The organism is Glutamicibacter uratoxydans (genome assembly GCF_006539925.1).
In the GTDB taxonomy this organism is placed as follows: domain Bacteria; phylum Actinomycetota; class Actinomycetes; order Actinomycetales; family Micrococcaceae; genus Glutamicibacter; species Glutamicibacter uratoxydans.
On record NZ_BJNY01000019.1, the window covers coordinates 50,795 to 72,309 of the forward strand.

21 protein-coding genes are annotated in these 21,515 nt (G+C 64.1%); 16 read left to right on the forward strand and 5 right to left on the reverse strand.

Going from position 1 to position 21,515, the window contains the following annotated elements; translation table 11 throughout:
• Positions 1-89 precede the first annotated feature (89 nt).
• The gene (locus tag AUR04nite_RS14755) at positions 90-473 is read left to right on the forward strand and encodes a hypothetical protein (RefSeq protein ID WP_141366486.1); all 384 of its coding nucleotides are present in this window, start codon (positions 90-92) and stop codon (positions 471-473) included.
• Positions 474-622: 149 nt separating this feature from the next.
• Here the strand turns inward: AUR04nite_RS14755 and AUR04nite_RS14760 are convergent, their stop codons facing one another.
• Both AUR04nite_RS14760 and AUR04nite_RS14765 read right to left on the reverse strand, forming a co-directional pair.
• A complete protein-coding gene (locus AUR04nite_RS14760; RefSeq protein WP_246055548.1) occupies positions 623-2,803 on the reverse strand; it encodes an Orn/Lys/Arg family decarboxylase in 2,181 nt (726 codons plus the stop codon).
• 123 nt (positions 2,804-2,926) lie between these two features.
• Positions 2,927-4,528: a PucR family transcriptional regulator gene (locus AUR04nite_RS14765; RefSeq protein ID WP_141366489.1), complete on the reverse strand. Its 1,602-nt coding sequence runs from the start codon at positions 4,526-4,528 to the stop codon at positions 2,927-2,929.
• Between the two features lie 114 nt (positions 4,529-4,642).
• Between AUR04nite_RS14765 and AUR04nite_RS14770 the strand changes: the two genes are divergently transcribed.
• Both AUR04nite_RS14770 and AUR04nite_RS14775 read left to right on the forward strand, forming a co-directional pair.
• Positions 4,643-6,103: an amino acid permease gene (locus tag AUR04nite_RS14770; RefSeq protein ID WP_141366491.1), complete on the forward strand. Its 1,461-nt coding sequence runs from the start codon at positions 4,643-4,645 to the stop codon at positions 6,101-6,103.
• A 44-nt stretch (positions 6,104-6,147) separates the two neighbouring features.
• A complete protein-coding gene (locus tag AUR04nite_RS14775; RefSeq protein ID WP_141366493.1) occupies positions 6,148-6,699 on the forward strand; it encodes a hypothetical protein in 552 nt (183 codons plus the stop codon).
• A 302-nt stretch (positions 6,700-7,001) separates the two neighbouring features.
• Here AUR04nite_RS14775 and AUR04nite_RS14780 read toward each other — a convergent pair whose 3' ends face one another.
• Positions 7,002-7,541, reverse strand: coding sequence for a hypothetical protein (locus tag AUR04nite_RS14780; protein WP_141366495.1), 540 nt, complete (start codon positions 7,539-7,541; stop codon positions 7,002-7,004).
• 225 nt (positions 7,542-7,766) lie between these two features.
• Positions 7,767-8,246 carry an inorganic diphosphatase gene (locus tag AUR04nite_RS14785; protein ID WP_013347472.1) on the reverse strand — a complete coding sequence of 160 codons (480 nt, stop codon included), beginning with the start codon at positions 8,244-8,246 and terminating at the stop codon, positions 7,767-7,769.
• Between the two features lie 98 nt (positions 8,247-8,344).
• Here AUR04nite_RS14785 and dacB point away from each other — a divergent pair, with 98 nt between their 5' ends.
• From dacB to panC, 13 genes are all read left to right on the forward strand, one after another.
• A complete protein-coding gene (gene dacB / locus AUR04nite_RS14790; RefSeq protein ID WP_141366498.1) occupies positions 8,345-9,706 on the forward strand; it encodes a D-alanyl-D-alanine carboxypeptidase/D-alanyl-D-alanine endopeptidase in 1,362 nt (453 codons plus the stop codon).
• Positions 9,707-9,718: 12 nt separating this feature from the next.
• The gene (locus tag AUR04nite_RS14795) at positions 9,719-10,642 is read left to right on the forward strand and encodes a zinc-dependent metalloprotease (RefSeq protein ID WP_141366500.1); all 924 of its coding nucleotides are present in this window, start codon (positions 9,719-9,721) and stop codon (positions 10,640-10,642) included.
• Positions 10,639-11,574 (forward strand): tRNA lysidine(34) synthetase TilS, encoded by a 936-nt coding sequence (gene tilS / locus AUR04nite_RS14800; protein ID WP_218024692.1) that lies wholly within the window; start codon positions 10,639-10,641, stop codon positions 11,572-11,574. The genes AUR04nite_RS14795 and tilS overlap by 4 nt, the downstream gene beginning before the upstream one ends.
• Before the next feature lie 49 nt (positions 11,575-11,623).
• Positions 11,624-12,175: a hypoxanthine phosphoribosyltransferase gene (gene hpt, locus AUR04nite_RS14805; protein ID WP_141366502.1), complete on the forward strand. Its 552-nt coding sequence runs from the start codon at positions 11,624-11,626 to the stop codon at positions 12,173-12,175.
• A 107-nt stretch (positions 12,176-12,282) separates the two neighbouring features.
• On the forward strand, positions 12,283-14,208 hold the full coding sequence (gene ftsH / locus AUR04nite_RS14810; RefSeq protein WP_141366504.1) for an ATP-dependent zinc metalloprotease FtsH: 1,926 nt from the start codon (positions 12,283-12,285) through the stop codon (positions 14,206-14,208).
• Between the two features lie 10 nt (positions 14,209-14,218).
• The gene (gene folE, locus AUR04nite_RS14815) at positions 14,219-14,797 is read left to right on the forward strand and encodes a GTP cyclohydrolase I FolE (protein WP_141366506.1); all 579 of its coding nucleotides are present in this window, start codon (positions 14,219-14,221) and stop codon (positions 14,795-14,797) included.
• 2 nt (positions 14,798-14,799) lie between these two features.
• Entirely contained in the window at positions 14,800-15,702 is a 903-nt protein-coding gene (gene folP, locus AUR04nite_RS14820) for a dihydropteroate synthase (RefSeq protein WP_141366508.1), read from the forward strand.
• Positions 15,689-16,522: a 2-amino-4-hydroxy-6-hydroxymethyldihydropteridine diphosphokinase gene (gene folK / locus AUR04nite_RS14825; protein ID WP_141366510.1), complete on the forward strand. Its 834-nt coding sequence runs from the start codon at positions 15,689-15,691 to the stop codon at positions 16,520-16,522. The genes folP and folK overlap by 14 nt, the downstream gene beginning before the upstream one ends.
• Entirely contained in the window at positions 16,519-16,980 is a 462-nt protein-coding gene (locus AUR04nite_RS14830; protein WP_141366512.1) for a DUF3180 domain-containing protein, read from the forward strand. The genes folK and AUR04nite_RS14830 overlap by 4 nt, the downstream gene beginning before the upstream one ends.
• Positions 16,949-17,443 carry a PH domain-containing protein gene (locus AUR04nite_RS14835; protein ID WP_141366514.1) on the forward strand — a complete coding sequence of 165 codons (495 nt, stop codon included), beginning with the start codon at positions 16,949-16,951 and terminating at the stop codon, positions 17,441-17,443. Before AUR04nite_RS14830 ends, AUR04nite_RS14835 begins: the two co-directional genes overlap by 32 nt.
• Positions 17,440-18,768: a PH domain-containing protein gene (locus AUR04nite_RS14840; protein WP_141366516.1), complete on the forward strand. Its 1,329-nt coding sequence runs from the start codon at positions 17,440-17,442 to the stop codon at positions 18,766-18,768. Before AUR04nite_RS14835 ends, AUR04nite_RS14840 begins: the two co-directional genes overlap by 4 nt.
• A gap of 2 nt (positions 18,769-18,770) precedes the next feature.
• The gene (locus AUR04nite_RS14845) at positions 18,771-19,637 is read left to right on the forward strand and encodes a Rossmann-like and DUF2520 domain-containing protein (protein WP_141366519.1); all 867 of its coding nucleotides are present in this window, start codon (positions 18,771-18,773) and stop codon (positions 19,635-19,637) included.
• A 5-nt stretch (positions 19,638-19,642) separates the two neighbouring features.
• Positions 19,643-20,509, forward strand: coding sequence for a pantoate--beta-alanine ligase (panC, locus tag AUR04nite_RS14850; protein WP_141366521.1), 867 nt, complete (start codon positions 19,643-19,645; stop codon positions 20,507-20,509).
• Here panC and AUR04nite_RS14855 read toward each other — a convergent pair whose 3' ends face one another.
• Complete coding sequence (locus AUR04nite_RS14855) at positions 20,510-21,466, reverse strand: NAD(P)H-dependent flavin oxidoreductase (RefSeq protein ID WP_141366523.1); 957 nt, start codon at positions 21,464-21,466, stop codon at positions 20,510-20,512. It abuts the gene before it with no gap.
• Between the last annotated feature and the right edge of the window lie 49 nt (positions 21,467-21,515).

The following is a 21,515-nucleotide window of genomic DNA, read 5'->3' on the forward strand; positions in this document are numbered from 1 at the left end:
AGAATCCTGGGTGAGGTTATTTCTGTTGATATTTGTGGGGGCGACGGATGAATTTTAGTGGTTTGAGAGCGCAGTATCGTCAGTGGCGTGTGCGTAAGATTCGCCCGGAATTCCAACGGTTTCAAGATCTTGGTAAACCGGTTGAGGGGTGGGGTCCTACTCTTGATGCCATCGTTCAAGGCAGAGAGGATTTCGTTGGAGTATATGAAGACCCTCATGGCTCCATAACGTATTTGACGTGTGCGATCTATTGGGATGGCGAGCAGCCGGGTGGAATCAGGTTCATGGCTGACACTCCTTTTGACCTGTCGGAGGATTCCCATCGGCTATTGAGAGATGTTTTAGGACTTTGGCCCATTGAAGAACTTGAACTGCTGAATCAGAAATTCCGCAGTCTGAACGTTCACTGGTTGAGCCCTATGGAAGCTTTCGAATTTATCTACCTTCCAACGAGCGGCGACAATGCAAGGTAGCGGTTTTCCCCGAGGGCGGTAGTCGCAGATTTTCGCTGTAGAGAAGCCACGTGGGGCGATGAAAAGACCTGCGTGCCGTCGATGGATCAGCAAAATAAGAGGTTAAAGCAAACAGGCGGCGATCAATTGATCGCCGCCTGTTGTGGTGCTTAGCGGATGCAGACCACGGTGCGTGGTGCGTCGCCGCTGGCCTCGGTCATGCCGTGGGTCAGCGTTTCAAAGCCCGGGAACTTCGCGTTGAACTGCTCTTCGAAGCGCAGGTAGCCCATGATGGTGGCGTTGATGCGCTCGCCTGGCACCAGCAGCGGGATTCCCGGCGGGTATGGGGTCAGCAGCACCGCGGTGATGCGGCCTTCGAGCTGATCCAGCGGCACATGCTCTACCTCGCCGGCGGTCATGGCGGTCCATGCGTCGGTCGGGGTCATCTCCGCCTGCACCGGGGAGGTGTAGATCTCGGTGGTCAGGCGAGCCACATCGTGCTCGCGGTATTCCTCGTGGATGCGCTGGCACAGATCGCGCAGGCCGGTGGAAGCATACTGCGGGTTCTCCGCCGCGAACTTCGGCATGGCGCGGCCCAGAGGCATATTTGCGTCATAGGCCTCCTTGAAGCGGTGCAGCTCGGAGATCATGGTGTTCCAGCGGCCCTTGGTGATGCCGATGGTGAACAGGATGAAGAAGGAGTAAAGGCCCGTCTTCTCCACGACGATGCCGTTCTCCGCCAGATAGTGGGAGAGGATGTTCGCCGGGATGCCGGTGTCCGAGTAGACACCGTTGACGTCCAGACCCTGGGTCATCACGGTGACCTTGATCGGATCGAGCATGGTGAAGCCGTCGTCGATGTTCTCGAAGCCGTGCCATGACTGCTCGCTGGTCAGCTCCCACTCTTCGCGGGCGGCTAGGCCCTCGCGGGCAGGGGTGTCCGGGCCCCAGACGTCGAACCACCAGTCCTGCTCCTCGCGGATGCGGATGATCGCGCGGCGGAACTCCATGGCCTCGGTGATGGCCTCTTCGACCAGCGAATGGCCGCCGCGGCCTTCCATCATGGCGGCCGAGACATCGCAGCTGGCGATGATCGCGTACTGCGGGCTGGTGGAGGTGTGCATCAGGAAGGACTCGTTGAAGATGGTCTGGTCCAGCTCGCGGGATTCGGATTCCTGCACCAGTACCTGGGATGCCTGGGACAGGCCGGCGAGCAGCTTGTGCGTGGACTGGGTCGCATAGACCATGGTGTCCTTGGCGCGCGGGCGGTCCTTGCCGATGGCGTGCATGCCGGAGTACAGCTCGTGGAAGCCTGCATGCGGCAGCCACGCCTCGTCGAAGTGCAGCGCCTCTACGCGGCCGTCCATCTGGTGCTTGATCTCTTCGGCGTTGTAGATGATGCCGTCGTAGGTGCTCTGGGTGATGGTCAGGATCTTCGGCTTGCGCGTCTTGTCCTTGATGAACGGGTTCGCGTCGATCTTGGCCTGGATGGATTCGGCGGTGAACTCGCTGCGCGGGATCGGGCCGATGATGCCGGCCAGGTTGCGGGTCGGGGTCAGGAAGATCGGGATGGCCCCGGTGAGGATGATCGCGTGCAGCACCGACTTGTGGCAATTGCGGTCTACGATCACGATGTCCCCGGGGCCGACCATCGAGTTCCACACGATCTTGTTTGAGGTGGAGGTGCCGTTGGTGACGAAGTACAGGTGGTCGGCGTTGAAGGTGCGGGCGGCGCGCTTTTCCGACTCGGCCACCGGGCCGGTGTGGTCGAGCAGCTGGCCGAGCTCCTCCACCGCGTTGCAGACGTCCGAGCGCAGCAGGTTTTCGCCGAAGAACTGGTGGAACAGGGTGCCGGTGGGGCTCTTGAGGAAGGCGGTGCCTCCGGAGTGGCCCGGGCAGTGCCAGGAGTAGGCGCCGTCGTTGGCGTAGTTCATCAGCGCGGAGAAGAACGGCGGGGCCAGCTGGGAGACATAGTGCGATGCTTCGCGGGCGATGGAGCGCGCGACGAACTCAGAGGTGTCCTCATAGGCGTTGATGAAGCCGTGCACATTGCGCAGCACCTCGGAAGGGATCACGCGCGCCGTGAGCCGTTCGCCGAATAGGAAGATCGGCAGGTTCTCATTGCGTTCGCGGATGGCATCCACCAGCGGCTGCGGGTTCGCGTCGGAGACGATCACCGAGGAGACGCGGCTGGTCATGGAGCTGATGGTCGCCTCATGGGCGCTGGGAACGTGGACCACTTCCAAGTCCAGCGCGCTCAGCGACTCGGACAGTTCGGTCAGTGCGGCCGAGCCAGCATGTGACTGGCCTGCCTCGTTCGACACGATCATGATGGGGAATTCCAGCTTCACTCATCCACTCCTCAACTGGTGCCCGGGAGACCGGGCGGCACAATAACCAGATCATTGTGCCAGCCGGCGGGGCGCCGGGATTTGTCGGAGTTTGTGGGAATTTGGCAGGAGCTTGGTGGATTTCTACAAACTAGCTTCGAGCTGCACCCAGGCGGCCAGGCGTCGGGCCGGATCATCGAGGTCTAGATGGAATTGGCTGCGCGCACGGCGCAGCCGGTAGCGCACGGTGTTCTCGTGGACATCCAAATCCCGGGCTGCCTGTGCATAGTTGCCGTGGGCGCGCAGCCAGGCCAGGACATTAGGTCCGTAGTCGGTGTCATGGGCGGCGTCGTGGTCAAGCAGCGCCTGCACCTGATCGCCGCGGATCCAACTGGTGGCATTCACCGTGCGGGCCACCGCGCGCAGCAGCAGTGTGGGCTGGGCCGCCTGTGCGGTGACGACATCGCCGGGCAGCTGGGCGTCCAGAATCTCGTCGATCTGCGTTCTGGCGGCGGCGAAGTCGGCGATGGCAGGGAATTCGGAGCCGACGGCCGCGCGCATCTGCTGGCCAATGGCAGAGCTGACCTGTTCCAGCCCCAGCTGGGCAAGCCGCTCCAGCCCCTGGGCATCGCGCGGCTGGCTCAGCGCGTAGAAGCGGTGGCCGACGGTCACCAGCGCGGTGGGCCCCAGCATTGCCTGGAAGGCGCGGCCCAGCAGGGCGCGGATCTGGTCCATGATCAGCGGAGGCACCTCGGTGGAGAGCATTTGGAAGGCCACCAGCTGCAGCGGGGCGGAGCGCACCTGCAACTCGTCCAGGTCCGAGGCAGATAATTCCTCGGAGGCCAGCAGCTTCCGGACGGCTTCAAGGCGTGCCCTGCTTGATTCGGTGGCGCGCCGCATTGATTCCATCATGAGCCCGGCTGCGCTGGCGGCTGCGGTGTCCAGCGCTTCGTGCTGTGCGTCGGTGAGCGGGGAATGGTCGGAGCGGATCACCCAGATGCTGCCCAGGTTGATGGTTCCCGAGCGAACGGCGATGGCCGCGCGGGGCAGCTGCTGCCCATCGCCCGGGAAGACCAGGGCTCCTTCCGTGCGCAGCACATCGCGGTAGCGGGCGTTGTTATGCGGGGACTGCGAGGCGTGGCGGCCCAGGATGCCCGCGGTGCGCAGCGGGTCGATGAGCTGGCCCGGGTGGGTGGAATAGGCGAGGACCGCGCGGCCCAGGTCTTCAATGGCCGCCGCTCCGCCGAAGTGGCTGGCCAGTGCGTTGACCAGGTCGTGCAGCGAGCCGCTGCCGGTGCCCAGCGGCCTGCCCTGCCAGTCGCGCTCGCCCAGCGATCGGGAGATCATTGCGTCCAGGTAGCGCCAGGGGATGTTCTGCGCGAAGTGCAGGATCGGCACACCGGTGCGCTCCCCGAGCTCGGCCAGCGTCGGCAGCGCATCCAGCGGCGCCTTCAGCCCCACGGCGCTGGCATTGGCGGCCGCCGCGCGGCGCAGCATGCTTTCCAGCCCGCCGCCCACGCTGAAGCCCAGCGACTCTGCGGAGACAACGTAGTAGAGCATTCCGGGGTCGATGCTCAGGGCCGCGGAGGAGTCGGCGAATTCGGTGCCGGTGACTACCGGGTGGCCGGTGGTCTGCGGGTTGAGCAGTTGGACATTGGAAGATCCCAAGGCGGTGACTAGGTCGGAAATAGTAACCGGTGCGCCGGCATCGTCGTCGGGCACATTTGGTGGAATCCATGAAGCCATGGGAAAAGTTTAGGGGAAAAATACAAAATGAACCCTATACATTTCTTTTAGGATGGCACCTAGTCAATGAGTGACCCGCATCACCGATGGGTCCAGGGAAGGCAAATCCACCGCATGAGTGCAAGCACCGAACAACAGTCCGCAAAGGCATCAAACGATGCCTCCTGGCAGACCGGAGAAGACCGCGGCTACCAGCAGGGGCTGAGCGCCCGCCAGATCCAAATGATCGCCATCGGCGGCGCCATCGGTACCGGGTTGTTCATGGGAGCAGGCGGCGCGCTGCGCACCGCCGGCCCGTCGATCATCATCACCTACCTGCTGTGCGGGCTTGCCGCCTATGCGATCCTGCGCGCGCTGGGCGAGCTGGTCGTTTACCGCCCATCCAGCGGATCCTTCGTCTCCTACGCCCGCGAATTCTTCGGCGAGAAGGCGGCCTATGCTTCGGGCTGGCTGTACTGGATGAACTGGGTCATGACGGCGGTGGTCGACGTGACGGCAGTGGCCCTGTACTTGCAGTTCTTCGGCAAGTATTCGCCGGTGTTCACCGCCATCCCGCAGTGGGTCTACACGCTGGTGGCGCTTGTGGTGGTCACCGCGCTGAACCTGGTCTCCGTCAAGCTCTTCGGCGAGATGGAATTCTGGTTCTCGGTGATCAAGGTGGCCACCCTGGTGGGCTTCTTATGCATCGGCATCTACATGGTCATCTTCGGCACCCCGGTCGAGGGCCAGCAGGTGGGCTTCTCGCTGATCACCGACAACGGCGGCATCTTCCCCACCGGCGTGCTGCCGGGCCTGATCGCCATCCAGGGCGTCATCTTCGCCTATGCCGCCATCGAGCTGATCGGCACCACCGCCGGTGAAACCAAGGACGCGCGCAAGCTCATCCCGCGCGCGGTGAACACCGTGCTGCTGCGCATCGGCCTGTTCTACATCGGCTCGCTGGTGCTGCTGTGCCTGCTGCTCCCTTTCACCGCCTACAAGGCTGACGAGTCGCCGTTCGTGACCTTCTTCTCCAGCACCGGCATCGAGGGCACCGACGTGATCATGAACCTCGTGGTGCTCACCGCGGCGATGAGCTCGCTGAACGCCGGCATGTACTCCACCGGCCGCATCCTGCGCTCCATGGCCATGGCAGGGTCCGCCCCTGCCTTCGCCTCGAAGATGACCAACCAGGGCGTGCCCTATGGAGGCATCCTGATCACCTCCGGCGTCTCGCTGCTCGGCGTGGTGCTCAACGCCATCGTCCCCGAGCAGGCATTCGCCATCGTGCTCAACCTTGCATCGGTGGGCATCGTCGGCTCCTGGGCAATGATTGTGATGTGCCAGATGAAGCTTGTCTGGCTCTCGAAGCGGGGTTTGGCAACGCGTCCGGACTACCAGCTGCCCGGAGGCATGGCCACCGGCTGGGTGGTGCTTGCCTTCCTTTTCGGCGTGCTGGTGCTCATGGCATTCGACAACCCGATCGGCACCTGGACCATCGCTTCGCTGGTGCTGCTGATTCCAGTCATGATCTGGGGCTGGTACGCCTGCCGAGGACGCGTGGCGCACCTGGCCGCTCTGCGCGAGCACCGGTAGATATGCTGTGATGCATCATTGAATTCCAAAGGAAGGCGCATCAGTTGTCCGAGTTCTCGCAATTGGTTGACCTCATTGCTGTGCTGAACCAGGTTGATGCCGGCCCGGGCATTCGAGCCGCGGTGCATGTGGAGGGACAAGAGGAGTCTGCAACCTGCAATATTGAAGCGCGGGGAGAGCTATCTACCTATCGGACGATCAAACGCAGCGGCGGCTTCACCCGGGAGATCACCTATCGTGCGGATAAACGGCAGGCAGAAATCGTTGATGACGGGCAGTTGCTGGCAGTGCAGGATGAAGAATTCAGGATTCCTTTATCGGCACCCGAACTTGCTATGTTCAGGCCCTTGGACCTGCCGATGTGGGGCGGCTCGATGGATTCGCACAGGGTCCAAAGCGTTTCCCGCATAAATGGAGGGGAATTCCTCTTAGAAGCGGTGATGCTTGGTCGTGATGGGCAGCTTGGGGAGACTGTCACTATCCAGATCAGCGCCGAGTTCGGCTTTGTTGTCAGGATGAGGTGGAACTACTGCGAATATACGACCAGCAATGTCGAAATTGCGCACATGCCTAACGAATGGTGGCCGTTGGGCTGAAAATTTGAACTAAAACAAATGGCGGCAACCGCGTGGTTGCCGCCATTGTTGTGGTCCTAGGTTCGAATCGACAGATGACTAAATTCGGACCACGTTTATGGAAGATTTTATGGGCCATAGCCGAATATCCTGTAAGAGGAAATTCGGAGGCAGCTGAACTTCTCAGGCCGTGGGTAGTTGGAGACCCTAAATTCGTGGACAAGAGCTTGCTCCTCTTGTCATAATGAAAAATGTCGAAGGCAATAGCGTTCGAAAGTAAGCCCGGCAGTCCTCCGGAGGTGTGACGAGCCGGGCTGGCGTATTTAACAGGAACGCACGTCCAAGATCAATGGCGTGATCTTCTTCCTCCAGTTTCCTTCCCGGTTGTAGCACCAAGCGATTGCGTCGCTTGCCCAAAGCAGTGGTTCTTCTTTCTTTCCCCGGTGCACGTACCGTAGATCTGCGTAGCGTAACTCTTTGAGACGTTTTGCGATAATCCGCCGGTCAGCTGCGTCAATCGATGCATCTGATTCGATAGTTAGGGCTCGGATTCCTTCAGCAACGATGTCGTCGAGCATGGCGTGGATGCAGGACTCTCGTGCTAGAACGTGTCTATTAGCTGATGAAGCATAGATGATTGAGGTGAGTTGGCAATCGAGCATGATGTCGATGAACCTGTTTCTGACTGCATCGCGTTCTCGCACAAAGTGGACATAGTCTGTCCCTCTGTGCCGACCTGCTTTGAGCTCAGTACGGATCACATTGAGCGATGCAGAGGTCGCAATGGTGGCAACGAGGTAATAACCTTTGGCCTTACACTCGTCGACGAAAAATTGCGACTGCCTAGGAAGATCTAAGGCCATAGTCGGTTCACCTGATCCCTGCGTTCGGGTAGCGGGGCTCGGCCTTTAAAGCATGCCTCTTCCGCAATGACCGGCGTGCATTTCTTGTTTCTAAAGCCTAGGTGAACTTTTTTGAAGGCCCTGAAATTCAGCAAGCTTTGTGGATAAGCGCCGGCTCGTATTCTGCGGCGCCGGGGCTTAAAAACTAATGGCGGCAACCAAGTGGTTGCCGCCATTGTTGTGGCCTTAGGCCTTGAAGCGCTCGATGGAGCGTGCCAGCTCAGCTTCTGCAGCCTCGCGGCCTTCCCAGCCCTCAGCCTTGACCCACTTGCCTGGCTCCAGGTCCTTGTAGCGGGTGAAGAAGTGCTCGATCTCCTTGATCAGCCACTCGTCGATGTCCTCGAGCTCCTTGATGTGGTCAAAGCGCTTGTCGGCAGGAACACACAGCAGCTTGGCGTCTCCACCGCCGTCGTCGGTCATGTTGAAGACGCCGATGGGGCGGGCCTCAACCACAACGCCTGGGATCAGGTCGACGCCTGGGATGTAGACCATGGCATCCAGCGGATCGCCGTCTTCGCCGAGGGTGTCGTCGAAGTAGCCGTAGTGGGTTGGGTACTGCATCGAGGTGAACAGCACGCGGTCCAGGCGCAGGCGGTGGGTCTCGTGGTCGATCTCGTACTTGACGCGCGATCCGGTTGGGATCTCGATGGTCACGTCGTGGCTCATGAAAAGCACACTCCTAAACTAGTCTTAGGGATATCCGCTATTAAGGGTATAACGCCCAAGGCGCCGAGGAAGAGCATCTGCGAGAGGACTACCGCCACATGAACACTGCCACCAGGCGAACCGTCACGATTTTGGCGGCCGTTCTCTGTGTGGCTGGCATGGTGCTGGCAATGATTTTTGCCCCGCGCTTCTTCACCGGGGAGCCCGAAGCCTTCTACACGCCCGCCAGCGCGCAGCTGGCGGCTGAGTCCCAGCCTGCCGTCAAGGACTTGGACCCCGAGGCCCCCGCGCCAGACCCAGCGGTCTTCGCCTCCCAACTCGACGCAATCCTGGCCGACAACCCCGATGGCACCAAGTTCACCGCCCAGGTAGTGGATGTTGAAAGCGGCACTGTGCTCTACGACCGCAACTCCACCGCCAACGGCACCCCTGCCTCAAGCCTGAAGCTTGCCACGGCATTCGCCGCCCTGGACACCCTGGGCGCAGATGCCCAGCTGCCCACCACCGTGCTGCTCGACGGGGACACGCTGGTCCTGCGCGGCGGGGGAGACGTGCTGCTGGGTAGCGGGGAATCAGACCCGGCGCACCCCAAAGGATATGCGGGACTGGCCACGCTGGCTCAGCAGGCGGCCAAGGAGCTCAAGAGCCGCGGGGTGGGCTCGGTGAAGCTGTGGCTGGATGATTCGCTGTTCGGCGATGCGCAGCAGAATCCCGACTGGGACAAGTCCCTGTATACCTCGAACAACATCGCCCCGGTGTACCCGATCGCCCGTTTTGCGGGGCGTTCCTCCCAGGACCCGAAGGCCGGCTACCAGACGGATGCCGCCCAAAGCGCACGGCAGGCCTTTGCCGCGGCGCTGGGCACGCAGATCAAGGTCAGCGAGTCCGGGCGCGGGGCCTATGAGGGCGGCGAGCAGATTGCGCAGGTCGACTCCGCGCCGCTGCGCGATGTCATCAAGTACATGCTGCTGGTATCGGACAATTATGTTGCAGAAACCATGGGACGGCTCGTCGCCGTGGCCAAGGGGATGGATCCTGCGCAGGCGGGAGCCGCAGTGGCCGCGGTGGTCCAGGAGCACGGCGCAGAAAACGTGCACCTCTCCGACGCCAGCGGGCTGGCGGCGGTGAACAAGATTTCCCCCGCTGCGCTGACTTCCGTGCTGCGCTCGGCGGCCACCAGCGACAAGGCGGGGCTGCGCGAACTGGTCTACTCCCTGCCGGTGGCCGGCTACAACGGCACCCTGATGCAGCGGCTGGGCGGGGACTCGACGCTGGGCATGGTCCGCGCCAAGACGGGATCGCTGTCCGGGGTGGCGACCCTGACAGGCATGACCATGACCGACGACGGGCGCCTGCTGGCATTCTCCATCTTCGCCAACCAGCCAAGCGGCGGCCTTGCACCGCATAAACCCACCATCGACCAGGCAGTCACCGCGATCCGCGGCTGCGGCTGCCGGTAGCCAGGAGCAGATATGAAGCAGTTCATCGACTGGGACGTTGCGCTGAGCACCGCCAAAACCCTGATGCCCGCCGGGCCGGCGATCAGCGGCGGCGAGGCAGCGCGGATCGTCGAGGAGCTGCGCATCGCCGGCGGCCAGGGACTGGTGGAAGCGGAGAAGATCTCCCAGCTGGCCTCCATCGGGCCCTCGACCACGCTGGTGGTCGACCGCGCAGGCTGGGCCAAGGCGGTCAGCCAGAACTTCCAGGCAATGCTTCCCGCAGGTATCGAGGTGCCCGGCGCGGTTCCGCTGATTGCCGGGGCGGAGCTCGGCGCGGTGCTGGCGGTGCTCGGCACCCGGGTGCTGGGCCAGTTCGACCCCTACGCAGGCCCGCGGCTGCTGCTCAACGCGCCGACCATCACCCAGATCCGCGGCGAACTGAACCTGAACGCCCGCGACTTCTACCTGTGGATCGCCACCCATGAGCAGACCCACCGCCTGCAGTTCGAGCATGCGCCGTGGATCCCCGGGGTGATGAAGCAGATCCTCGGCACGATCTTTGAGCCGCTGGCAGGATCCGAAAATTCCAAGCTTGAGCTCGGGGCCCGCTTCAAGGCGATGAAGAGCGAGGTCAGCGAGCTGACCAGCATCATGTCGGTGCTTGAGGGCCACGCCATGGTGGTGATGAACGACGTAACTTCCATCGGCAGCATCAAGACCATCCGCCGCCGTTTCGAAGCCCGCGGGGAGAACCGCTCGGTCATCGCCGCGCTGCTGGGCAAGCTGCTGGGAGTGGAAGCCAAGGCGCTGCAGTACAAGCGCGGGGCGAAGTTCGTGCGGCACATCGTCGATGAGATCGGCTACGAGGGCTTCAACACGATCTTCACCTCCCGCGAACTGTTCCCCAGCGCCGACGAGCTGGACCACCCGGAACGCTGGCTGGCCCGCACCCGATGAGCCGGGCAATCCACCGGGCCCGCGCCGGGATCGGGTCTGCCGCGGGACTCAGCCTGGTGGCGGTCTCCGGCGGAGCAGATTCGCTGGCGCTGGCGATCGCCGCCAGCACCCTGCCCGGGGACTTCGGGGCGGTGGTCGTCGACCACCAGCTGCAGCAGGGCAGCGCACAGGCCGCTGAAACGGCCGCGGAGCAATGCCGGGGCCTGGGCCTGGACCCGGTGCTGGTGCTCCGCGTGGACACAGCCGCCGACGAGGCATCGGCCCGCGCGGCCCGCTATGCTGCCTTCGAACAGGCGGCCAGAGACACCGGTGCGGTACGCGTGCTGCTGGCCCATACCCGCGACGACCAGGCCGAGCAGGTGCTGCTCGGGCTGCTGCGCGGATCGGGCACCCGGTCGCTGGCCGGCATGCCGCCGGCGCGCGGGATCTACCAGCGCCCGCTGCTGGAATTGAGCAGGCAGGATACCGAACAGATCTGCCGGCAGGCGGGGCTGGGCTACTGGGAGGATCCGAGCAACCAGGACCAGAAATACCGCCGCAACCTGATCCGGCTGCGGGTGCTTCCCTTCCTGGACCAGACGCTGGGCGGGCACATCGGCCAGGCGCTGGCGCGCACCGCCTCGCTGGCCGCGCAGGACGCCGACGCGCTGGACGAGTGGGCGCGGCGCGAGCACGAGGAGCACGGCACGCATATCACCGCGCTGCGCCGCCTGCCGCAGGCGGTGGCCTCCCGGGTGCTGCGGCTGGCGGCGGTTAACGCAGGCGCAAAAAATGTGGGCCTTGAGCGAACAGAGGCGCTGTGCGCGCTGGCCGGAATCGGCGGGCCCATGTCCAAATCCGCCGGTCCCGTGCAGTTGGACGGAAAAATCAGCGCCTACCGCAGAGCCCCGGTGATAGTTTTCACCACTACCGGGATCACACCGGCCGATTAAATGTGGCACTCTAGGTAGGTACCACACCTCTAGAATCAGGAGAACCCTCGTGGATTCCAATGCCGTCAAGGCCGATCTGGCACACGTTCTGTACACCAAGGAAGAAATCCAGGCGCGCGTGGAGGAGCTTGCGGCGCAGATCGACAAGGACTACGAGGGCCGCGAGATCCTCGTCGTCGGCGTTCTCAAGGGTGCCGTGATGATCATGGCTGACCTGGTCCGCGCGCTGAACTCGCACGTCACCATGGACTGGATGGCAGTGTCCTCCTACGGCTCTGGAACCCAGTCCTCCGGCGTGGTGCGCATCCTCAAGGACCTCGACTCGGATTTGATGGGCAAGCACGTGCTGATCGTGGAGGACATCATCGATTCCGGCCTGACCCTGTCGTGGTTGAAGTCGAACCTTGAATCCCGCGGCCCGGCAAGCGTTGAAATCTGCGCGCTGCTGCGCAAGCCGGAGGCCTCCAAGGTCCAGATCGACGTGAAGTACGTCGGCATGGACATTCCGAACGAATTCGTCGTCGGCTACGGCCTTGATTTCGCGGAGAAGTACCGCAATCTCGACTGCGTGGGCACCCTGGCCCCGCATATTTACCAGTAGGGAACTTTTTCCGCCCAAGGGGCGTTGAGAAGAAACGAAGGTGGCGTGCCCCGGACGCCATGACAGCGGGTGAGGGAGATGCGTAGGGTGCGGGGCCTAGCGGATCAATGAAAACAAAGAAGCTTTTTAACAGCTGGATCATTTGGGTAATGGTCGGCGTCCTTGCAGTTGCCATTTTCCTGCCGATGGCAATGGGAGGCAGCTCTTCGCGGATCGATACGTCGACCGGCCTGGAGCAGCTGAGCAACGGCAATGTGACCCAGGCGAAGATCTATGACAAGGACCAGCGCGTCGATCTGACGCTGCGCAGCGCCCTGAAGGTCGACGGCGCCGACAAGGGCACCGACGTCAGCTTCTACTACTCCTCGGCCCGCGCCGTGCAGGTAGTCGACGCGATCAACGACGCCAAGGTCCAGAAGTTCACCGACCAGCCGGTGCAGAGCAACTGGCTGCTGTCGATGCTCGGACTGGTCCTGCCCTTCCTGCTGATCGCAGGCATCTTCTGGTTCATCCTCGCCCGCTCCCAGGGCGGCGGCTCCAAAGTCATGCAGTTCGGCAAGTCCAAGGCGAAGCTGATCACCAAGGACATGCCGCAGGTGACCTTCGCCGATGTGGCAGGCGCGGACGAGGCAGTCGAGGAACTGCACGAAATCAAGGAGTTCCTGCAGGAGCCTGCAAAGTTCCAGGCCGTGGGGGCGAAGATCCCCAAGGGCGTGCTGCTCTACGGCCCTCCGGGCACCGGCAAGACCCTGCTCGCCAAGGCAGTGGCCGGCGAGGCGCAGGTGCCGTTCTACTCGATTTCGGGCTCCGACTTTGTTGAAATGTTCGTCGGCGTGGGCGCATCGCGCGTGCGCGACCTGTTCGAGCAGGCCAAGACCAACTCCCCAGCCATCATCTTCGTCGACGAGATCGACGCCGTGGGACGCCACCGCGGCGCAGGCATCGGCGGCGGCAACGACGAGCGCGAGCAGACCCTGAACCAGCTGCTGGTGGAAATGGACGGCTTCGACGCCACCACCAACGTCATCCTGATCGCCGCGACCAACCGTCCGGACGTGCTGGATCCGGCGCTGCTGCGCCCGGGCCGCTTCGACCGCCAGATCCCTGTAGAGGCTCCGGATCTGAAGGGCCGCGAAGACATCCTCAAGGTGCACGTCAAGGGCAAGCCGATGGACGAATCGGTGGACCTGAACGCGGTGGCCAAGAAGACCCCCGGCTACACCGGCGCCGATCTGGCCAACGTGCTCAACGAGGCCGCGCTGCTCACCGCACGCTCCAACGCCAACCTGATCGACGACCGCGCCCTGGACGAGGCCATCGACCGCGTCATGGCAGGCCCGCAGAAGCGCACCCGCCTGATGGACGAGCACGAGCGCAAGGTCACCGCCTACCACGAGGGCGGCCACGCCCTGGTCGCGGCGGCCATGAACCAGACCGCACCGGTCACCAAGATTACGATCCTGCCGCGCGGCCGCGCCCTGGGCTACACCATGGTGGTTCCGGAGTCGGACAAGTACTCGGTGACCCGCAATGAGCTGCTGGACCAGATGGCCTACGCCATGGGCGGACGCGTGGCGGAGGAGATCGTCTTCCACGATCCGTCCACCGGTGCCTCGAACGACATTGAGAAGGCCACCGCCACCGCCCGCAAGATGGTCACCGAATACGGCATGAGCGAAAAGGTGGGCGCGGTGCGCCTGGCCGGCTCCGCCGCGGAACAGCAGATGGGCGGGGCATCCCGCGAGTACTCGGACGAGATGGCCCACCTGGTGGACGAGGAGGTGCGCCAGCTGATCGAGGGCGCCCACAACGACGCCTACTGGGCGCTGACCACCAACCGCCATGTGCTGGACCGCCTGGCCCTGGCCCTGCTGGAGCGCGAGACGCTGAACCAGAAGGAGATCGCAGAGATCTTCTCCGACCTGGTGAAGATCGACAAGCGCGAGGTATGGCTGTCCAACGACCAGCGCCCGGTGCATCCAGAAGGCCCGGTGTTAAGCCCCAAGGAGCGCGCTGCACAGTCGACCGACTAGGATCGAATGCGTGAGTGAAGAAAATCTGATCGACCAGCCGCGGATCGCGGCGGCCGTGCGCGAAATCCTGTTGGCCATCGGCGAAGACCCCGACCGCGACGGGCTCTTGGACACCCCCAAGCGGGTGGCCAAGGCCTATGCGGAGTTCTTCGGCGGCCTGCACCAGGACGCGGCGGAGCACCTGTCCACCACCTTCGACATCGAGCACGACGAGATGGTGCTGGTCAAGGACATCCCGTTCTACTCGACCTGCGAGCACCACCTGGTGCCCTTCCACGGAACCGCCCACATCGGCTACATCCCCGGCAAGGGCGGCAAGGTCACCGGCCTGTCCAAGCTGGCGCGCCTGGTGGAGGTCTTCGCCCGCCGCCCGCAGGTCCAGGAACGGCTGACCACCCAGATCGTCGACGCGCTGATGGAGCACCTGAACCCCTCCGGCGCGATCGTCGTCATCGAATGCGAGCACATGTGCATGTCAATGCGCGGGGTGCGCAAGCCGGGCGCGAAGACCGTCACCAGCGCGGTGCGCGGCCAGCTGCGCGAGACCGCCACCCGCGCCGAAGCAACGAGCCTGATCCTCGGAAGGTAGATATGTCCCTTGGAGCCATCCCGGGCACCGGCCCGGCCACCAGCCCGCTGAGCGTGATCCGCAAGATCAAGCCGAAGACCTTCGCGGACCTGCCCGATGACCGCACCCTGGTCATGGGCATCCTGAACGTCACCGAGGATTCCTTCTCCGACGGCGGCAAGTTCCTGGACTCGGGGGCAGCCATCGAGCAGGGCCTGAAGCTGCTGTACGCCGGGGCGGACATCATCGATGTGGGCGGGGAATCCACCCGCCCGGGAGCCGAGGACATCGACCCGGAGGTCGAGCAGGCGCGCATCATCCCGGTCATCGAATCGCTGGTCAAGGCCGGCGCGGTGATCTCCGTGGACACCATGCACGTTGACACCGCCCGCGCGGCGATCGCCGCCGGGGCGCACATCATCAACGACGTCTCCGGGCTGACCCATGAGCCAGGCATGCCGCAGCTGATCGCCGAAACCGGGGTGCCCTATGTGCTGATGCACCGCCGCGGCACCGCCGCCACCATGGTTACCGAGGCGAACTACCAGGACGTCGTTGCCGAGGTGGTGGCCGAGCTGCGCGAGCTGCGCGACAAGTTCGTGGCCGCGGGCGTGGCACCGGAGCAGATCATCCTGGATCCGGGACTGGGCTTCGCCAAGGACGCCGAGCACAATTGGGCGCTGCTGGCGCACCTGGAGAAGTTCGAAGCACTGGGCCACAAGGTGCTGGTGGGCACCAGCCGCAAGCGCTTTTTGGGCGAGCTGCTCGCCGAGGCGGGCAAGCCGCGCGAGCCGCTGGGCCGCGATGCTGCCACCGCGGCCACCACCGTGCTGGCCGCCCGCGAACAGGCCTGGGCCGTGCGCGTGCACGACGTGCAGGGTTCGCGCGATGCACTGGAAGTCGTGAGGGCCTATGGATCGCATTAGCATCTACGGGATCTCAGCCACCGGCTACCACGGGGTCTTCGAGCACGAAAAGCGCGACGGGCAGACATTCATCATCGACGTGGTGCTGCACGTGGACATCTCCCGCGCGGCCGCCAGCGACAACGTGCTGGACACCGTGCACTACGGCGAGGTCAGCGAGCTGGTGGTCGAACAGATCACCGCCGGCCCGTGGGACTTGATCGAGAAGCTGGGCAGCGAGATCGCCGACGCGATCCTGGCCGGCTACCCGTCGGTGGCCACCGTGGACGTGGTGGTGCACAAGCCGCAGGCGCCGATCCCGGTGCCCTTCACCGACGTCACCATTTCCCTGACCCGGCACCAGAAGCAGCACAGTGCGGTAATCGCGCTGGGCGCGAACCTGGGCAATCCGCAGGCAACCCTTGCGGCGGCCGTGGCGGAGCTGGGCCGCGAGGTTGAAATCCTCAAGGCCTCCCCGCTGGCCATCACCAAGCCGGTGGGCGGCCCGCCGGACCAGCCCGACTACACCAACCAGGTCATTCAAGTGCGCACCACCCTGGGCCCGCACGAGCTCCTGGATCTGTGCCAGAAGATCGAGGCGGCGCACCACCGCACCCGTGAGGTGCGCTGGGAAGCCCGCACCCTGGACCTGGACATCATCACCTACGACCACCTGGTGCTGGACGACGAGCGCCTGACGCTGCCGCATCCGCGGGCGGCGATCCGCGGCTTCGTGCTGGCCCCGTGGAGCTGGATGGACCCTGACGCGGTCCTTGACGGCCAATTGGTCTCCCGGCTCGCCGAACAGGCGGCCGACACCGCAGACATCATCCGGCTATGAGCAAGCTCAAGGCAGTCTCGCTGCTCTGGTGCCTGCTGGCAGGCGCGGCCGCCGGCTGGCTGGCGCTGCGCCTGTTCGAGGCGCTGGGCAGGCTATCGCCGGTGCTCGACTACTCCGCGCTGTATTCGCTGGGCGCGGTCTGCGCCGTGGTGCTCTTCCTGGGGATCAGGGTCAAGCTCTCCACCCTGGGCAAGGGGCACTTCGAGCCCATCGCCGCGGCCCGCACGCTGGTGCTGGCCCAGGCGTCCGCCTACGCCGGAGCGGCGATTGCCGGCTGGCACCTGCCGGCGCTGCTGATCCTGTGGACCGCCGCGGGCTTCTCGCCCACGGTGACCCGCGCCCTGGTGCTGCTTGGCGCAGGGCTGGTCATGGTGGCTGTCGGGTATATTGTTCAGCACCTGTGCAAACTACCCCCAGAGGACACCGATGACAGCACCAGTTCCGTGGTCACCGAGTAGCTTCACCGGCGCAGATCCCGCCTATTTGAAGGTGCGGATGATTCGCTGGGCCATCTACAGCACCGTTTTCCTGCTGATCTCGCTGATTCCGCTGGGGCTGAAGCTCTTCGGTCTGGGTGTACCTTCCTGGCTGCTGACCACCCCGCTGCTGGCCCTGGTCCTCGCGCTGTGGGATCTGCGGATCATGCGCCGCCAGGTCAAGGCGCTGGGCTACCTTGAACGCGAGGCTGATCTGGTGGTCCGCTCCGGGGTGATGTGGCGCAAGCAGCTGGTCATCCCCTACGGGCGCATGCAGTACGTCGAGGTCAACTCCGGCCCGCTGGAGCGGCGCTACGGCCTGTGCCAGCTCACTTTGAACACCGCCGGCAGCTCAGCCACCGCCCATGTCTACGGCCTGCCCGAAGCACTGGGAGAAGCCCTGCGTGAACGGCTGGTGGCCGCCGGCGAGGAGCAGATGCTGTGAACAGCGAAGAGAACTGGCAGCGGGTCCACCCGGCCAGCCCCTTCGTGCGCGGCTGGCTGGCAATCATCGGCCTGGTCTTCATCTACTGGCGCAACACCGAAGACTGGTCGATGGCAGAGCGCTTCAGCGGACCGCGGCTGTTCTGGACGCTGGTTTCTGCCGGAGCCGCGCTGGTGGTCATCCTGATCTTCTACTTCTTCTCCTGGTACTTCACCCGCTATCGGCTGACCGACACCCACGTCTACGTGAACTCGGGAATGCTCATTCGCAGCCAGAAGCAGGCGCGGCTGGACAAGTTGCAGGCCATCGACATCGCCCAGCCGCTGGGCGCACGCATCCTGGGACTGGCTGAACTGCGCTTCGATGTGGCAGACGGCTCCGAATCGGTGCTTCGTCTGGCCTTCCTGCGCAAGGCGCAGGCGCAAAAGCTGCGCGAACAGCTGCTGGGCCGCATGGGTTCACCGCAGGCCGAGGTACAGCCAGAAGCCGTTGTTGAAGAACCGCCGCCGCTGACGGCGAGAGTGCCTGCAGGCAGGCTGCTGGCATCTATTTTTCTGCAGCTGCCAATCCTCGTCGGCCTGTTGGTCACCGTATCGCTGCTGATCTCCTACCTGCTCGGTGCCCAGGGCGTGCTGGCCGGCTTGATTCCTACAGCCCTCGGCTTAGGCAGCTGGGTCTACAAGGAGATCAATCAGGGCTGGAACTTCAACGCCAGCGCCCAAGATGCTGGAGTGCGGATCAGCTACGGGCTGGCAGATACTCGGCAGCATTCCATTCCCGCCGGACGTGTGCAGGCAATCATGATCACCGCTCCGCTGTTTTGGCGGATGCTTGGCTGGTACCGGGTACAGGTCAACGTCATGGGCACCAAGAGCGATGAAGACGACAACCTCTCGGTCCTGCCGGTAGGCAGTTTTGAAGAAGTCTGCCGATTAATGGGCATCCTGCTGCCGGATCTCGGCGTCGAGAACCAGCGCGAGGTGCTGCGCACCGCCGTGAGCACCGGAACCGCCCACGGCTTCACCGGCTCCCCTTCCCGGGCCAAGCCGCTGAGCCCCGGGGCCTGGAAGCACCAGGGGTTTCTTGCCACCGGGACCACCGTCATCTCCCGCTACGGCTGGCTGGCCCGGCAGGCAAGTTTCGTGCCGCACCGCCGGGTGCAGGGCATGGGATGGCAGCAGGGCCCCTGGGAGCGCCGGCGGAAGCTGGCAGGAGTTCGGCTGTACTGCGCCGGAGGAAATATCATGGGCTATCTGCATCAGATCGATCAGGAAACAGCCAAAGAATTTATGCAGGCGCAGTCCAAGCGCCTGGCTGAAAGGTAAGAGTGCACGCACCACGATTGGGAATCGGGATCATCTCCGCAGGCAAGGTGGGCACCGTGCTCGGGGCGGCCCTGGCGGCCAGCGGCCACCGCATCACCGGCATCCACGCGGTCTCCCAGGAATCCAGGGACCGCGCCGACGCCCTGCTTCCCGGCGTTGAAGTCCTGGACCCGGCAGAGATCCTGCGCCGCAGCGAACTGGTGCTCTTCGCGGTGCCCGACGACGTGCTGGGCGGGCTCGTGGCTGGGCTTGCCGCCGCCGGGCACTTCGTCCCAGGCCAGCTGGTGGCGCACACCGCCGGCCGCTACGGCACTGGGATCCTGCAGCCCGCCATCGACGCCGGCGTCTTCCCGTTGGCCATCCACCCGGCCATGACCTTCACCGGGCTGAGCCTGGATCTGCAGCGGCTGACCGACTGCGTCTTCGCCGTCACCGCCGACGAGGTTATGCTGCCGGTGGCCCAGGCGCTGGTGGTGGAGATGCGCGGGGAGCCGGTAGTCATCGCAGAAGAGGACCGGGTCAGCTACCACGCGGCCCTGGCCCATGCAGCCAACCACCTGAACACCATCACCGCGCAGTCAGCTGACATGCTGCGCCGCATCGGGGTGGAAGAACCGGCAAATACCCTGCGCGCGCTGATGAGCGCGAGCCTGGACAACGCGCTGCGGTCCGGGGCCGGCGCGCTGACCGGGCCGGTGGCCCGCGGGGATGTGGGAACCGTGCGCGCCCACCTGGGTGCGCTGCAGGCAGACCCGGCGGAGACCAATGACAGCTACCGCAGCCTCTCCCGCGCCACGGCCATCCGCGCGGCCGCCCGCGGGCTCATTTCGCAGTCCACGCTGGCCGAACTGCTGCAAGTTCTAGAATAGGAAGCGTGAAAACACCCAAGATCGTCACCACCCGCGCAGAACTCAGGCAGGCCATCGCCCAGGCCAAGCCAAGCTCCCTGGGCTTCGTGCCCACCATGGGGGCGCTGCACAACGGGCATGCCTCCCTGTTCAAGCTGGCCCGCGAAGAAAACGAGCTCGTTGTCATCTCGGTCTTCGTCAACGAACTGCAGTTCAACGACGCCGCCGACTATGCCAAGTACCCGCGTACCCTCGATGCGGATGTGCAGATTGCGGCCGCCGCTGGAGTGGACATCGTGTTCGCTCCCGCCGCCGAAGAGATCTACCATGCGGGCCTGCCGCTGGTCAGGCTGAACTCCGGGGTGCTCGGCGAACTCTACGAGGGGGCATCGCGCCCGGGGCACTTCGATGGCATGCTTGCGGTGGTGGCCAAGCTGCTGCATCTGGCAGATCCGCGGCAGGGCGAATACCGTGCCTACTTCGGGCAGAAGGATGCGCAGCAGCTGGTGCTGATCCGGCGCATGGTTGAAGACCTCGACTATCCGGTGCAGCTGCGCGCGGTGCCGATCGTCCGCAGCGAGCAGGGCCTGGCCCTGTCGAGCCGCAACTCGCTGCTCAATGAGGCAGAGCTCAAGGCCGCGCTGGTGCTGCACCGCGCCATCAGCCTGATTGCTGGGCGCGCGGCACGCAACGAGCCGCTGAATCTGGAAGACGCCTACGGCCTGTTCCAGATGGAACCGCTGGTCGAGCTGGACTACTTCGTCGTCGTCAATCCGGACACCCTGCAGGAACTGGCGTTCAACTGCCAGGACACCCCTTTCACCGGGGAAGGGCTGATCCTTGTCGCCGCCAAGGTCGGCGGCGTGCGGCTGATCGACAACCAGCCGATCTAGTTACGCGAAGCGCTGCGCGGTTTCGGCCAGGATCCGGCGGAAGCTGCGCAGTTCTTCCATGACAGCCGCGGCGCTCTGCTCTTCGCGGACGAATTCGACTGCCTGCCCTGCGTAGACGGGCGCCAGGGAGACATCGGCTTCGGCTCGCGCCTGCTTCATCTTTTCACGCAGTTCATCGGTGGCCTGCAGCGAATCCAGGTCGGCGGCGTAGCGCCTGCTGAAGTCATTAGACAAGGCACGCCCTCCGTACTGCGGTTCCCATGGCAGCTGCTGGGCGATATCGAAGGCCCTGGTATAGATGGTGTCATCCATTCCCGATTCTCGAACTGCCGCCTTGAGGTTGGCGTGGCCGGTGGCCTCGGTGGTGGACAGGAACCTGGTTCCAACCCATGCGGCATCCGCACCGCCTGCAAGTGCTGCGGCGATGCCGTGCGCCGTGCCGATGCCGCCGGCGGCGATGACCGGCTTCTGGTGCTGGGAGCAGGCCAGCTGCAGCAGCGGGAGCGTCCCGACCTCGTTGCGGCCGTGTCCGCCACCTTCTGCGCCCCTGGCAATAATGATGTCGATGTCATCGGCCATAGCGCGTTCCAGGTCCTCGGCGTTGCCGATCTGCATTGCGGTCAACACGCCGGCTTCGTGCGCCAGTGCTGCTCCGCGCGTGACATCACCGAAGCTAATAGTCACCAACGAGGGACCGTACTCCAGGAAAGCTTCAAGGGGCTTGAGGTTCTCTTCCAAAGCCCAGCCCATGAAGCCGACGCCCCAGGGAGTCTCGAGTTCGCTGACATAGCTGGCCTGGGATTGGATCCAGTCTTCGGCGGGGGCTGCTGGCACCCCGATCATTCCTACGCCGCCGGCGGCGCTGACAGCCGCAGCCAAGGCTCCGCCCGCCGCTCCTGCCATTGATGCGTTGAAGATTGGTTCACGGTATCCAAGTAGTCTCTGCAGGTCGCTCATAGGCCCAGAGTAGAACACCAACAGGAATGTGACCTAGAACGCGGTCCCT

Excerpts from the sequence above, each read along its gene's own strand:
- AUR04nite_RS14780 (WP_141366495.1), bottom strand. The coding sequence starts at position 7,541 with ATGGCCTTAGATCTTCCTAGGCAGTCGCAATTTTTCGTCGACGAGTGT.
- AUR04nite_RS14835 (WP_141366514.1), top strand. The coding sequence starts at position 16,949 with ATGACAGCACCAGTTCCGTGGTCACCGAGTAGCTTCACCGGCGCAGAT.
- AUR04nite_RS14765 (WP_141366489.1), bottom strand. The coding sequence starts at position 4,528 with ATGGCTTCATGGATTCCACCAAATGTGCCCGACGACGATGCCGGCGCA.
- tilS (WP_218024692.1), top strand. The coding sequence starts at position 10,639 with ATGAGCCGGGCAATCCACCGGGCCCGCGCCGGGATCGGGTCTGCCGCG.
- AUR04nite_RS14785 (WP_013347472.1), bottom strand. The coding sequence starts at position 8,246 with ATGAGCCACGACGTGACCATCGAGATCCCAACCGGATCGCGCGTCAAG.
- AUR04nite_RS14830 (WP_141366512.1), top strand. The coding sequence starts at position 16,519 with ATGAGCAAGCTCAAGGCAGTCTCGCTGCTCTGGTGCCTGCTGGCAGGC.
- ftsH (WP_141366504.1), top strand. The coding sequence starts at position 12,283 with ATGAAAACAAAGAAGCTTTTTAACAGCTGGATCATTTGGGTAATGGTC.
- AUR04nite_RS14770 (WP_141366491.1), top strand. The coding sequence starts at position 4,643 with ATGAGTGCAAGCACCGAACAACAGTCCGCAAAGGCATCAAACGATGCC.
- folP (WP_141366508.1), top strand. The coding sequence starts at position 14,800 with ATGTCCCTTGGAGCCATCCCGGGCACCGGCCCGGCCACCAGCCCGCTG.
- folK (WP_141366510.1), top strand. The coding sequence starts at position 15,689 with ATGGATCGCATTAGCATCTACGGGATCTCAGCCACCGGCTACCACGGG.
- AUR04nite_RS14855 (WP_141366523.1), bottom strand. The coding sequence starts at position 21,466 with ATGAGCGACCTGCAGAGACTACTTGGATACCGTGAACCAATCTTCAAC.
- AUR04nite_RS14795 (WP_141366500.1), top strand. The coding sequence starts at position 9,719 with ATGAAGCAGTTCATCGACTGGGACGTTGCGCTGAGCACCGCCAAAACC.
- dacB (WP_141366498.1), top strand. The coding sequence starts at position 8,345 with ATGAACACTGCCACCAGGCGAACCGTCACGATTTTGGCGGCCGTTCTC.